The 12,948-nt window shown below is 71.5% G+C and carries 9 protein-coding genes and 1 pseudogene; 4 read left to right on the plus strand and 6 right to left on the minus strand.

Features of this window, described 5'->3' with window-relative positions; genetic code table 11:
• The first annotated feature begins 51 nt into the window (after nucleotides 1-51).
• Entirely contained in the window at nucleotides 52-609 is a 558-nt protein-coding gene (locus OO69_RS25015; RefSeq protein WP_033283000.1) for a HEAT repeat domain-containing protein, read from the plus strand.
• Nucleotides 610-750: 141 nt separating this feature from the next.
• Nucleotides 751-1,731, plus strand: coding sequence for a TauD/TfdA dioxygenase family protein (locus tag OO69_RS25020; RefSeq protein ID WP_033283001.1), 981 nt, complete (start codon nucleotides 751-753; stop codon nucleotides 1,729-1,731).
• 8 nt (nucleotides 1,732-1,739) lie between these two features.
• Here the strand turns inward: OO69_RS25020 and OO69_RS25025 are convergent, their stop codons facing one another.
• Together OO69_RS25025 and OO69_RS25030 are read right to left on the minus strand one after the other, a co-directional pair.
• Nucleotides 1,740-2,768: an LLM class flavin-dependent oxidoreductase gene (locus tag OO69_RS25025; protein WP_033283002.1), complete on the minus strand. Its 1,029-nt coding sequence runs from the start codon at nucleotides 2,766-2,768 to the stop codon at nucleotides 1,740-1,742.
• Between the two features lie 72 nt (nucleotides 2,769-2,840).
• A complete protein-coding gene (locus tag OO69_RS25030) occupies nucleotides 2,841-4,346 on the minus strand; it encodes a metallophosphoesterase family protein (RefSeq protein ID WP_033283003.1) in 1,506 nt (501 codons plus the stop codon).
• 87 nt (nucleotides 4,347-4,433) lie between these two features.
• Here OO69_RS25030 and OO69_RS25035 point away from each other — a divergent pair, with 87 nt between their 5' ends.
• The gene (locus tag OO69_RS25035) at nucleotides 4,434-6,722 is read left to right on the plus strand and encodes a zinc-dependent metalloprotease (protein WP_033283004.1); all 2,289 of its coding nucleotides are present in this window, start codon (nucleotides 4,434-4,436) and stop codon (nucleotides 6,720-6,722) included.
• A gap of 70 nt (nucleotides 6,723-6,792) precedes the next feature.
• Here the strand turns inward: OO69_RS25035 and OO69_RS25040 are convergent, their stop codons facing one another.
• The 4 genes from OO69_RS25040 to OO69_RS25055 form a co-directional block, all read right to left on the minus strand.
• On the minus strand, nucleotides 6,793-7,860 hold the full coding sequence (locus OO69_RS25040) for an MHYT domain-containing protein (protein ID WP_033283005.1): 1,068 nt from the start codon (nucleotides 7,858-7,860) through the stop codon (nucleotides 6,793-6,795).
• Between the two features lie 154 nt (nucleotides 7,861-8,014).
• Complete coding sequence (locus OO69_RS25045) at nucleotides 8,015-8,197, minus strand: antitoxin (protein ID WP_019056963.1); 183 nt, start codon at nucleotides 8,195-8,197, stop codon at nucleotides 8,015-8,017.
• 81 nt (nucleotides 8,198-8,278) lie between these two features.
• Complete coding sequence (locus OO69_RS25050; protein ID WP_033283006.1) at nucleotides 8,279-9,523, minus strand: MFS transporter; 1,245 nt, start codon at nucleotides 9,521-9,523, stop codon at nucleotides 8,279-8,281.
• A gap of 113 nt (nucleotides 9,524-9,636) precedes the next feature.
• Nucleotides 9,637-10,020, minus strand: coding sequence for a hypothetical protein (locus OO69_RS25055; protein WP_158713417.1), 384 nt, complete (start codon nucleotides 10,018-10,020; stop codon nucleotides 9,637-9,639).
• Nucleotides 10,021-10,183: 163 nt separating this feature from the next.
• Here OO69_RS25055 and OO69_RS25060 point away from each other — a divergent pair.
• Nucleotides 10,184-12,913, plus strand: a pseudogene (locus tag OO69_RS25060) (BTAD domain-containing putative transcriptional regulator); the annotation flags it as partial.
• Nucleotides 12,914-12,948: the final 35 nt, after the last annotated feature.

Consider the following 12,948-nt stretch of genomic DNA (forward strand, 5'->3'; position numbering starts at 1 on the left):
TGACCTTCGCATCCGCCGGAGCAGACTCGGCAGCGGTGGAAGGGGGTCCCCATGTCACCCGTCGATGCTCCCGAACAGGTACTTGTCGACGCGCTGGGCAGTGAGCCCCGCCGTCCCGGAGCCTTCCGTGAGCTGCTCCGGCGCGGAGCGGCCGCCGTGCCCGCCATCCGCGAGGGGCTCGACCACGCCCACCCGCTGGTGCGCGAGCAGTGCTGCAGGCTGCTGGACGAGTTGCTCGTCCCGGACGCCGTGGGCGAGTTGACCGCCCGGCTCGACGACCCCGACGCACGGGTGCGGATCGCGGCCGTGCACGCCCTGTCCTGCGACCGCTGCAAGCCGGACGCGGCGGCCTGCTTCCCGGACCGTGTCGCGCTGCTGCCCCGGGCGATCCGGCTCCTGGAACAGGACCCGGACCCGCAGGTGCGGGCCAGGGCCGTCGAACTCGTCGGACTGTGGGTGCACAGCCGCCCCGACGCCCTCGCGGCACTTGACCGCGCGCACGCTGACGACCCGTCCCCGCTCGTCCGCAAGAAGGCCGGGTGGTACACACCCGGTGGCCCCATCCACCGCCGCACAGCGCCCAGGCCCGCGCGCGCCGCGAGGCGCTGAGCCGAGGCCGGCCGGGGGCCCTGTCGCCCCGCACGGGGATCGCTGACACGATCTTCCTTGGAACCCGTACGACCTGGGTACGACCCGGTGGGAGGACCTGGTGCGGACGACCGGCCGGGCACGTACGACGACGGAGCGGGCATGACGACGGACAGCAGCGGAACGACGACGGACGAGACGGCGCGGGTGGACGGCATGGAGGTGCGGCCGGCCTCCGGGCACATCGGGGCCGAGATCACCGGTGTCGACCTGGCCGGTGAACTCGACGACGCCGTGGTCGCCGCGATCCGGGCGGCGGTGCTGCGCTGGAAGGTCGTGTTCTTCCGGGACCAACGGCTCGACCACACCGGGCATGTGGCGTTCGCGCGCCGCTTCGGGGAACCCGTTGTGCTCGGGCGGCGCGGCGGCGCGTCACCGGCCGGCTTCCCCGAGGTCGAAACGACCGCCGACCGGCTGGAGTTGGGCGGCCGGTTCGGCATGGAGCACGAGGAGTGGCTGGAGCGCCGCAGGCACACTCTCCTGCGCGGCTGGCACTGCGACCACGGCGCCCGCGTCGATCCGCCCGCCGCGACGATCCTGCGCGCGGAGACCGTCCCGCCCTACGGCGGCGACACCACCTGGTCCAATCTGGCCGCCGCGTACGCCGGACTCTCACAGCCGGTAAGGGAGTTCGTGGACGGGCTGCGGGCCGAGCACCGGCTCGGTGTCGGCTATCAGCCGCGCCCCGGCGACGACGCGTACGTCCGACACCTCCTGGACCATCAGGTCGCCTCGGTGCACCCGCTGGTGAGGGTGCACCCCGAGACGGGGGAGCGGGTGCTGTTCGTCAACGGCTACTACCTGGAGCAGATCACCGATGTCTCCCGCGCGGAGAGCGCCGCGATCCTGGAGATGCTGCTCGCGCAGGCGACCCGGCCCGAGTACACGGTGCGGTTCCGCTGGGAGCCGGGCAGCGTGGCCTTTTGGGACAACCGGGCCACCATCCACCTCGCCCCCAGCGACAACGCCCACCTCGGCTTCCCGCGCACCATGCACCGGGTGATGCTCACCGGCGACATACCGGTCGGCGTCGACGGCAAGCCCTCGGAACCGATCGTCGGCACCGAGCCCCGCCGCTGGTGAAACCGGGGTCAGACGGCTGGCTTCCACCCGAGCGCCGGTCCCAGCTTCGTCGCCATGTCCGTGAGGATCTGCACGTAGTCCTCGTGCTCGAAGGTGAACGGCAGCGCGAACGCCACCTCGTCGATCTCCCTGAACGCGGCGTGCGCGTGCAGGAGTTCGGCGATCTCCTCCGAGGTGCCGACGATGTCCGGCGCGAACATCAGCCGGGCCGGACCCTGCGGTGACGTCGTACGGGGAGTGCGCTTGCGGGCGAACTCCTCGTACTTCGCGCGCTGTTCGGGCGACGCGGAGTCGGTCGGGATGACCACCAGCCCCTGGGAGACCCGGGCTGCCTCGCCGTCGGGGTGGTGGGCGCGGAACGTACGGATGTGGGAGAGCTGGATCTCCGCGAAGTCCCTTGACTCGTCCGGCCCTTCGGCCTTCACCACACTGCTCGTCAGGAAGTTCATCCCGTGCTCGCCGGCCCACTTCGCCGAGCCCGCGCTGCCGCCGCCGTACCAGAGACGACGCCCCAGACCGGGGGAGTGCGGCTGCACCCGGTCGGAGAACACCTCGAAGCCCTCGACCCCGCTGAAGTCCGTGGCCGGTTCGCCCCGCACGAAGTCCAGCAGCCGCCGCACCCGCTCGTAGCTGAAGTCCTCGACGTCGGCCGTGTCGGGGTACAGCGCTTCCTTGAGCTGGTCGAAGTGCATCGGCGGCCCCACGCTGACGCCCGGGTTGATGCGGCCCCCGGAGAGGATGTCGACGGTCGCCAGGTCCTCCGCCAGCCGCAGTGGGTTCTCCCAGCCGAGGGGGATCACCGCCGTGCCCAGTTCGATGCGGCTGGTGCGCTGGGAGGCCGCCGCCATGACCGCGACGGGGGAGGAGATGCCGTACTGGAGATGGCGGTGGCGCAGCCACGCGCTGTCGAAGCCGAGGCGCTCGCCCAGTTCGATGATCTCCAGCGTCGACTCGTGGCCCCGGCGCGGATCGGCCTCGTCGAAGAGGCCGATCGTGAGGAAGCCCAGCTTCCGCAGCGGGCGTGAGATGGGCGGCACGGGCTCCTCCGGCGGTCGTACGTCAGTTCTGTTCTGTCCCGATTGTGACAGGCGAACATTGCGCGCGTGTGATCAGCGCAGCGGGATGGTGATCTCGTCCTCGACCGGCGGGTCGATCTCCTGGGCGCGGTTGCCGGTGGCCGCGAAACAGCGCAGCCGGACCGCCTCCGGAGTGACGTCCAGCCGTAGGAAGCACTTGAAGAACGGCGGGCTGTACGTCACCGAGCTGGGCGAGAAGAGCTGCGTGTAGATCTTGCGCACCGGGAGGCGGAAGCGCGAGCGACGGTCGGGGCGGCTCCCGGCGCCCAGCAGGCTCGCGACCAGACGGACGCGCCGGGTGATCCGGACGGGCGGGCCCGGCGTGCGGGTCGGCGGGATGCCGAGGCGCTCGCAGATCACGGCCGACGCCTGGGCCTCGGTGAGGGTGAAGAAGCGGCGCAGGTGCAGGCGGCGCCCGTACAGCCTGCTGTAGAAGGCGAGGGAGTCGCCGCGCAGCGGGTAGCAGCGGAAGTCCTGCTCGGTGACGTTCGCGATGTCGACGCGCGGCACGGTGTGGGTCGCGTGCATGAACGCGCCGCCACCGCCCGAGACCACGTACTGGAGCGTACGGCCGTCCGCCAACTGCACTGGATAGCGCTGGTAGTTGTGGATGTCACCGCCGATCGCGGCGACGAAGTGGTGGGCCGGGTCACTGACGATGTCGTCGACCGTGCCACCGCCCTCGATGGCGCACGGGTGGTGCTCGCCGTCCACGTACAGCGGCGAACCGGTGATGAGGATCTTCGGCGTGGACCCCTTCGACACCTCGCGCAGCCAGGCGCCCTGTTCGGCGTCGATCGTGCCCAACAGGCCCGTGTCGATACCGATGATGCGCACCGGTCCCGCGTCGATCGCCCAGTACGGGCCCGGCTGCACGGCCTGTTGGTCCGGCGAGGAGCGCAACTGCCGTGCCTTGTCCAGGTGTTCGCCATCGGACGGACGCGGGTGGTGCCACAGCAGCGAGCGCCACCAGGCGCGCGTCAGCGGGCGGGGCGCCTTCGGTGCGGGCAGCGCGGGCGCGTCGTCGCAGAAGACGCGCATGAAACCGCCGAGGCCCTCGTACCAGTCGTGGTTGCCGGGTATCGCGTAGATGGGCGCCGGATAGGCCTGGTACGGGCGGAAGAACTTCGTTTCGTAGTCGTCCGCGGTGCCGACGGGATAGATGACGTCACTGGCGACGACCGCGAACGCCGTTTCCTGACTGGCCTTCAGAAAGCCCGGTACGACGGCGTATTGGGGATCGTCGCCCTCGCCCGTGTCACCGATGACCATGAACGAGAAGGTGTCCGGATCGTCGCGCCGGATCACCTTGTCGGCGGGCGCCCCGGCAGCCGCGCGCTGTGCCACCCAACGGCCGCGGGTGTCACCGGTCGGGTCCCCGAACCAGGACGCCAACACGCCGTTGCGCGCGGCCCAGAGAGTCTTCGGGCTGAGCCACGAGACCTTCTCGACGTGGGACGGCATGAGCTGTTGATACGCGCCGCGCTCCGCGGTGCCCCAACCGGCGCCTTCGGGAGTATCGCGTGAAGATTCAGACACCGGGGAACCGTAACAACGAGCCAACGCGGTACGAGAGGCAGGGGCCTGGCAACATCAACTCGACGTTGCTCAACGGAAAGGCCCCGCATGCCCGGCGAAGCCGACTTCATCGATCTGGTCCCCGACCCCGAACTCCGTTCGGACCGGCTGCTGTTGGGCATCCGCCACTTCGACGAACCCTTCCTCCTCACCGTCTCCCTCTCCCAGGGCCTCGGCTCCAGCGACCTCTGGCTGGACCGGGGCAGGGCGGGGAAGGCGCGGCTGGCGGAGTTCCGCCGGGTCGGCGACCGGGTCCTGTTCGCCGTACGCAACAAGCACTTCCTCACGTCGGGCGACGCGGCGGCCGTACGGGCCGTGGACGAGTCCTTCGCGCTGTCCGTCGTGTGGAGTGCGCCCGTGCTGCGCGAGGAGAACGGTGCGGCGGTCGTCGACGCGACCGGGCTCGTCCTCGCCGACCACGACCTGATCGCCGAGCATCTGCACGCGTTCGAGCAGGGCGACTACACGATCGACGCGTCCACGAGTCTCCCGCTGGTCGCCGACAGCCGCACCGGACCCGCCGCCGTCCGGCTGCCCGCGCTGCTCACCTTCCGCGGACCCGGCCGGGGCCAGGCGGTCCGGGCCGTCGCCGCCGACCCGCGCGCCCTCACCGTCGTCCAGCAGCTGAACCTGCTGCGCCTGCCCGCGTCCCCGCTGCCGGCACGCCGCTACCACCCCGCCTCGGGCGGCTACGGCATCGGCTACGCCGACCACGGCCTCGTCGGCCGGGCGAGCACCCAGGTCAAGCTCCAGCCCCGCTTCCGCGCGGAACCCGGCGGCGCCCCGATCGTCTTCCGGGTCGACCCGGCCGTCCCCGAACCCTTCCGCTCGGCGGTCGTCGAGGGCTGCAACTGGTGGCAGCAGGCCTTCGCCCGGATCGGACTCCCCGACGCCTACCGGGTCGAGCCCGCCGGTGACGGCTTCGACCCGTACGACCCCGACGTCAACGGGGTGGTCTGGGTGCACCGGGCGGGCCGCGGCTGGTCCCTCGGCCAGGGCCTGACCGACCCCCGAACCGGCGAGATCCTGCACGCCCGGGTACGGCTCGGCTCCCAGCGCGTCGAACAGGTCCGCGCGCTCGGCGAGTCCCTCCTCGCCCCCTACGGCCACCCGGACGAGGTCGAACGGCTCGCCGCCGTCGAGGAGTTGGTGCTCGCCCGGCTGCGCCAGCTCGCCGCCCACGAGATCGGCCACGCGCTCGGCTTCATGCACAACTTCGCCAGTACGCAGCACCCCGAGCCGTCCGTCATGGACTACCCGCACGCGCGGATCGGCGTCACGGAGAAGGGCGACCTCGACCTGTCCGCCGCGTACGGCACGGGACTTGGACCGTGGGACCATTTCCTGGTCGCGCACGCCTACGGCCGGTTCGGCGAAGGCGCGGAGGAGACCGCGCTCGCCCAACTGCGCGCCGAGGCAGCCGAGTCGGGCCTGACCTACCTCTCCGACGAGGACGCCCAGGGCCCGAACGCCGCGCACGCCGACGCCGTGACCTGGGTCAGCGGACCGGACGCCCTCCAGGCGCTGGAGACGATGCTGCGGGTCCGCCGTATCGCGCTGGACGGCTTCTCGCGCGCCGTGCTGCCGCCCGACCGGCAGACCGGCGAACTGGAGGAACGGGCCGTCCTGTTGCACCTCCTGCACCGGCACGAGGTGACGGCCGTGGCCCGGCTGGTGGGCGGGGTGCGCTACGCGTACGGCCTCGCCGGAGAGGACGGCCGAGGCGCGCAGGCCGTCGACGCGGCCACCCAGCACACGGCACTCGATCGACTCGCCGAACTGCTGAGTGCCGAGCAACTCGCCCTGCCCAGCTCGGTGGTGGACACCCTCACCCCGCCCGCGATCCGCTACGGACGCACGGAGCAGTACCTCGACACCGGCGCCGGGCGGATCTTCGACCCCTTCGAGGCCGTACGGGTCGCGACCGCCCTGGTCACGGAGCACCTGCTGGACCCGGCCCGGCTCAACCGGGTGGCCTGGCAGCATGCCGCCGACTCCGAGGTGCCCGGCGTCACCGACCTCGTCGACGCCCTCCTCGCCACGACCTGGCTCCGTACCGAACCGGTACCCGCCGACCTGCCCGGTGGGGCCGCCGTACAGCACGCGGCGGACTGGACCCTCCTGAACCACCTGCTGACCCTGCTCGACGACACGGCTCTCCACGCACCGGCACGCATGACCCTGCGCGGCGCCGTCCGACGGCTCGGGGCGGAACTGCGGTGCCAGACCGACGAACAGGCGCGTGAGGCGGCCGAGTTGATCCGGGTGTACCTCGCCGACGCCGGGTCGGTGCGGGTCGATCCACTGCCCCGGGTGCCGCCGGGCGCGCCCAACTGAGCCTGCCGTAGGGATGTTTGGCCGCTACGGCAGCGGGTGGCTCAAGTCGGGCCGTGGTGGGCGGTGTTGGTCACCACTCCCCGGGGCGCTGCGGGGTGCCGTGCGGATCCGGGCGGCCGCGTGCGGGTGTGGCCGGGGTGTTGTAGGCGTCGCGGGGCTTCGGCGGCGACGGGATCGCGGGGCTGCCGTACGAGGTCTGTCGGTTCGGCGTCGGGGGATTCTTGCGGGTGTACCGGCTTCGGCTCCGGCGGCTGCCCGGTGGGGCGGGCGGGCTCTCGTACCCGCCTGGTCGGCCGGCCGCCGGGCGGTTCGCCGTGTCGAAGAGGGAGTCGGGGCGTGGGGCGGACTTCTTGCCGCCGGTGTCCGGGCCGATCGGGTGGCGGGCGAAGGAACGGTCCCAGTCGCCCTCGCCCATCACCAGCAGCGGGTCGAACATCACGACGACCCCGGCCAGCAGCAGGAAGATCGCCGGTCCCAACAGCATGGGAAGCAGGATGGAGTTGGCGGAGTCGCCCGTCCACGCGCCGCCGGTGCCGTGCAGATGGACGCTCACGGCGGCCATGCCCGTGTAGTGCATCCCGGAGACGGCCACGCCCATCACCAGGCTGGCGCCCAGGCTCGCCAGGAAGCCGCGGATGGAGACGGCCGCCCACAGGGCCGCCGTCGCGGCGACGATCGCGATCACCACGGAGAGCACGACCGTGCTGGTCCGGTACTCGATGTCGCCGTTCAACTTCAGGGCCGCCATGCCCAGATAGTGCATGGCGGCGACTCCTAACCCGGTGATGACGCCGGCCGCGGAGAGTGTGCTGGCGGTCGCGCCGCGGTAGCCCACGGCGAAGACGCCGATGCCGACCACGACGATCGCCACGGCCAGACTCAGCACCGTGAGGCCGACGTCGTAGCCGATCCGGGTCTCCTCGACCTGGAAGCCCATCATCGCGATGAAGTGCATCGTCCAGATGCCGCTGCCGATCGACGTCGCGCCGAGCGCGAGCCAACCCGCTTTCCACGACTGCTTGTTGTGCAGGGACCGCACCACGCAGCGCAGTCCCAGAGCCCCTCCCAGGCAGGCCATGAGATAGGCCGCCACCGGGGTCACCGCACCGTAGCGGAACCCGTCGATCGTGCCTTGCATGAGCCAACTCCCCCCAGAGTTGTGGCTTCTTGTGGGGGGAGTATGTATGGATCGGGCCCGGGGCGCGCAACCCTTTCACATCAGCAGTCGATTAACTCTGTGCTTTCCGGGGTGCACTTGGGTCGCATCGAGGTCGATACGGGGACAGAAGCGGTCAGGGCTGTTGCGGCTTCTCGCGGTCGATGAAGTCGTTGGCCTTGTCCTGGGCCATGTCGACCTGCTTGGCGTGCTTGCCGCCCGTGCGCTTGTCGACCATGTCTCCCGCCCGTTCCACGCCTTGCTTGGCCTGGTCGGGGTGCTGGCCCAGCATTCCCTTGACCTTGTCCATGAACGACATGGCTGTCCTCCTTCGGACGTGCGTTGGCCCTCCCAGCATCCCCCGGCTTTCCGAATGCCGCATTTCGGGTGAATCCCGGGTTCAGGCGCGTACGAGAGGCTCGGCCCCGTCGGTGTCGCGGGCCTCCCGGGTGCGGGACCCGGCGAGCAGGAGTGCCTGGAGGACGGCGCCGGACAGGCCCACACACAGGGCGAACCGGTAGCCGACCCGGTCCGCGAGGAGACCGCCCACGGGTGCGCCGATCGCGACCATCCCCCAGTTGAACGAGCGGATCGTGGCGTTCATCCGTCCCCGCAGCCGCTCGGGCGTGACCGCCTGCCGGTAGCTCATCTCGACCGGGCTCGAGAGTGAGATGGCGCCGGAGACCACGAAGAAGGCCAGCGACACCGAGAGCAGGGCCCACGGTCCCCGCTGGGCGAGGACCAGCGGCAGCCAGCCGACGGCGGCGAGGAGACGGCCCGCGATCAGGACGGCGCCGACGTCGAATCTCCGCGCCGCGCGTGCGGAGAACGCGCCGCCGAGGACTCCGCCCAGGCCCGCGCAGGCGTACGTCACGCCCAGACCGAAGTCCCCGATCTTGAGGTCGCGCAGCGCGAAGACCACGAAGACCGTACTGACGACGGTGTTGAAGAGGAGCATCAGGTGCGAGGTCAGCGCGATGGGCGCCAGGATCCGATGGCGGTAGACCCAGGCCGTCCCCTCGCGCAGTTCGGTGAGCAGACTGCGCCGCCCGCCCCGATCGGGAACCGGGTCGTGGGCGCGTACCGAGGTGAGCAGCAGGCCGGACACCAGATAGCTGACGGCGTCCACGAGCACGGCGAGCGGCGCGCCGACCAGCCTGATCAGCACTCCGGCGATCAGCGGCCCGGTCGACCCGGCCACCGCGTCGGCCTGCCCCACCCGGGCGTAGCCCGCGTGGAGGAGTTCCTTGGGGACCAGCTGCGGGACGTAGGAGTGGTTGGCCGCGTCGAAGAACAGACAGAGCACCCCGAAGGCGAAGACACACGCGCACAGTGCGGCGACGCTGAGCCGGTCCAGCGCGTACAGCAGCGGGATCGCGCCGAGGAGGACGGCCCTGCCGAGGTCCATGGCCACCATGACCGGCTTGCGCCGGCAGCGGTCCACCAGCACCCCGGCCACGAGCCCGAAGAGCAGATACGGCGCCCAGCGGGCCGCGCTGACCAGGCCCACCTCCGTGGCGGACGCGCTCAGCGTGACGGCGGTGAGGATCTGCAGCGCCAGCCCGGTGATCTGGGAGCCGAACGACGAGATCGCGGAGGCGGTCCAGAAGCGTACGTACCCAGGGACATCGACCAGGCGCGGCATGATCGGATGGTAGCAAGCAAGCGTTTTCTCGGGGCGGTTGGAGGCGGCGTCGAGCCCCCGGCCATGACGACCGGGGGCTCGACGCCGTGGACGGTTCCGATGTCACCGTCCGGTCAGCACTGCGGGATGCTCCCGTTGTGGAAGGCCGTGTTGGTGTCGACGTACGCCCCGTAGGTCCACCCGGTGGCGGTCAACTCCAGGCCGTTGAGGTGGGCGTAGCGCTCGTCGACGGTGCGGTACCAGACGTTGCCCGCGCCGAGGTTGTCGCCCCGGCTCCAGCAGGTGGCGAGGATCGTGTCCCCGGGCCAGAGATCCGGGACGCCGACCGTTCCGGAGGCGATGGTGGTGCCGTTGAAGAGAGCCGCCCCGTTGCCCGTGGTCAGCGGGATCAGCGCGCTCGCGGACGCGCTCGCCGCCGTTCCCAGCATCAGCCCGCCGGCGCTGAGTGCCGCGGTCACCGCGATCATGGCGCCACGGCGTCGTATCGTGCGTCTCATGTCTGCCTCCTGAATGCTTGGCCGAGTTCTTCGACCGAGGTCAAGTCCTTTGGCGGGCAGTCGAGTTGTTCGATCAGTGGTCGACCGCCGCCACGCACCAAGGTGTCGGGCGGGGCAGGGACAAACGTTGGACAATTCTTGAATCGCGGGGGAGGCGGTCGGGATGACGGTGGAATTCGGGGTGTTGGGCAGCGTCGAGGCCCACATCGACGGCCGGCCGCTGGTGTTGGGCCACACCCGGCAGCGGGGGGTCCTGGCGGTACTCCTGGTCGATGTCGACCGTCCGGTGACGACCGGCCAACTCACCGAACGAGTATGGGGAATTCACGCACCCCGCCGGGCCCGCACCACCCTGCACAGCTACCTCTCCCGACTGAGGCAGGCCCTGGCCGCCACCGGCGAGGCGGTCATCGCACGGCAGTCGGGCGGCTACGTCCTCACCACCTCCGACGCCGTGACCGTCGACCTGCACTCCTTCCGCCGTACGACCGCCGAGGCCCGCGTCACCGGCGACGACGCCCGTGCCGCGACCCTCCTCGAACAGGCCCTGGAGTTATGGCGCGCGGAGCCCTTCGCCGCTCTGGACACACCCTGGTTCAACGCCCTGCGCGACACGCTCGTCCAGGAACGGCTCGCGGCCCAACTCGACCTGGATGAAGCGCGGTTACGGCTCGGACAGCACGCCGCGCTGCTGCCGGAACTGTCGGCCCGCGCGGAAGCACACCCCCTGGACGAGCGGCTGGCCGGCCAGTTGATGCTCGCGCTGCACCGGTGCGGCCGTTCCGCCGAAGCGCTGGACCACTTCCACCGCACACGCGGCCGGCTGGGGGAGGAGCTGGGCATCGAACCCGGCCCCGCGCTGCGGGACATCCAGACAGCTGTCCTGCGCCAGGACGCGGCCCTCGCCCCGCCGCCCGGACCGTCGGCGTCGCCCTGCGCGGTCCCCGCCCAACTGCCTCTGGCGGTCGCGGCGTTCACCGGACGTGACGGCGAACTCGCCCAACTGGACGCCCTCTTGCCCGCTACGGATGACACCGACCCGGCGCCGCAGGCCGCAGTGGTCATCTCGGCGGTGTCGGGAACCGCCGGGGTCGGCAAGACGGCGCTCGCCGTGCACTGGGCCCACCGGGTCCGGAATGCCTTCCCCGACGGGCAGTTGTACGTGAACCTGCGGGGTTTCGACCCCGGCGGTTCCGTGGTGGACCCGGCCGAAGCGGTCCGGGGTTTCCTGGACGCATTCGGGGTGCCACCGGCCCGCATCCCGAACGGCCTGGACGCCCAAGTCGGCCTGTACCGGAGCCTGTTGGCAGGTCGCCGGGTGCTGGTGGTGCTGGACAACGCCCGTGACGCCGCGCAGGTCCGCCCGCTGCTGCCCGGCGCGCCCGGTTGTCTGGCGCTGGTCACCAGCCGCAACCGGCTCGCCGGCCTGGCCGCGACCGAGGGCGCGCACCTGTTGGCCGTGGACCTGCTGACCACAGTCCAGGCACGGGAGTTGCTGACCGGCCGCCTCGGCGCCCGTCGGACCGCCGCCGAGCCCGACGCCGTGGACGAGATCGTCATCCGGTGCGCCGGACTGCCCCTGGCGCTGGCGATCGTCGCCGCCCGCGCCGCCGACCGGCCGCACATTCCGCTCGGCACCCTCGCCCACGAACTCCGCGCTGCCGACGGCCGATTGGACGCCCTGGACGGCGGGGACGGGGACCCGGCCACGCAGGTACGGGCCGTCCTCTCCTGGTCGTACCAGGCACTGGGCACGGAGGCTGCCCGGCTCTTCCGGCTGCTCGGGCTGCATCCCGGACCCGACGCAGCCCTGCCCGCCGTCGTAGCGCTGGCCGGACTGCCGCCCGCCCGGACCCGCGCGCTGCTGACCGAGCTGATCCGCGGCAACCTGCTCACCGAACACACCGCGGGCCGCTACACCTTCCACGACCTGCTGCGCGCCTACGCCACCGAACTGATCGCCACGCACGACGGCGACAGCACCAGGCGCTCGGCGACCCACCGGATGCTGGACCACTACCTCCACACCGCGCATGCCGCCGACGCGCTGCTGACCCGCAGACAGGACCCGATCGCGCTGGACCCCGCCCAACCGGGAGCCAGGCCCGAGGAGTTGGGCAATCGCCGGGAGGCGCTGGCCTGGTTCACCGTCGAGCACTCCGTCGTCCTGGCCGCCGTAGAGCAGGCTCGGGATGGTTTCGAGGCGTACACCTGGCAACTCGCCGCGGCCGTCGCCACGTTCCTCAACCGGCAGGGGCGTTGGCCCGCGCTGGCCGCCGCGCACACGACCGCCCTGAACGCCGCGCGGCGACAGGACGACAAGAAGGGACAGGCTCAGGCCCATCGCGGACTCGGCCTCGCCCACACCCAGTTGAACCATCCCGAGGACGCCCGCGCCCACTACGCGCTCGCGCTGGACCTGTTCGAGCGACTCGGGGACCACACCGGGCAGGCCCGCATCCACAAGCACCTCGGCCGGGTGGCCTCGGACCGGGGCGAGTACCGGGAGGCGCTCGGTCACGCCCGCGAGGCGCTCGCCCACTACCGGGCCGTGCGCAACCGGCTCGGGCAGGCCGTCGCCCTCGACCACATCGGCCGGTACCAGGTCAGGCTTGGCGACCAGGCGCGGACGGCTCTCGACCACAGCCGGCAGGCCCTCGCGCTGGTCGAGGAGATCGGGGACCTCAACGGGCAGGCCTACACCTGGGGCAGCTTCGGCTACATCCACCAGCACCTCGGCGAGTACGCGCAGGCCGTCGAGTGCTACCGGCAGGCCATCGACCTGTTCCACAAGACCGACGACCGCTTCCACGAGGCCACCAGCCTCGCCGACCTCGGCGACACCCACCGTGCCGCGGCCGATTCCGACGCGGCCCGCGACGCCTGGATCGAGGCCCTGACCATCATCGACGAGATCAGCCTGCTGGG

This window comes from Streptomyces sp. NRRL F-525, from assembly GCF_000716605.1.
In the GTDB taxonomy this organism is placed as follows: domain Bacteria; phylum Actinomycetota; class Actinomycetes; order Streptomycetales; family Streptomycetaceae; genus Streptomyces.

Coding starts and splice junctions, on each gene's coding strand:
- OO69_RS25015 (WP_033283000.1), top strand. CDS start 52: ATGTCACCCGTCGATGCTCCCGAACAGGTACTTGTCGACGCGCTGGGC.
- OO69_RS25020 (WP_033283001.1), top strand. CDS start 751: ATGACGACGGACAGCAGCGGAACGACGACGGACGAGACGGCGCGGGTG.
- OO69_RS25035 (WP_033283004.1), top strand. CDS start 4,434: ATGCCCGGCGAAGCCGACTTCATCGATCTGGTCCCCGACCCCGAACTC.
- OO69_RS25040 (WP_033283005.1), bottom strand. CDS start 7,860: ATGCAAGGCACGATCGACGGGTTCCGCTACGGTGCGGTGACCCCGGTG.
- OO69_RS25045 (WP_019056963.1), bottom strand. CDS start 8,197: ATGTCGTTCATGGACAAGGTCAAGGGAATGCTGGGCCAGCACCCCGAC.
- OO69_RS25050 (WP_033283006.1), bottom strand. CDS start 9,523: ATGCCGCGCCTGGTCGATGTCCCTGGGTACGTACGCTTCTGGACCGCC.
- OO69_RS25055 (WP_158713417.1), bottom strand. CDS start 10,020: ATGAGACGCACGATACGACGCCGTGGCGCCATGATCGCGGTGACCGCG.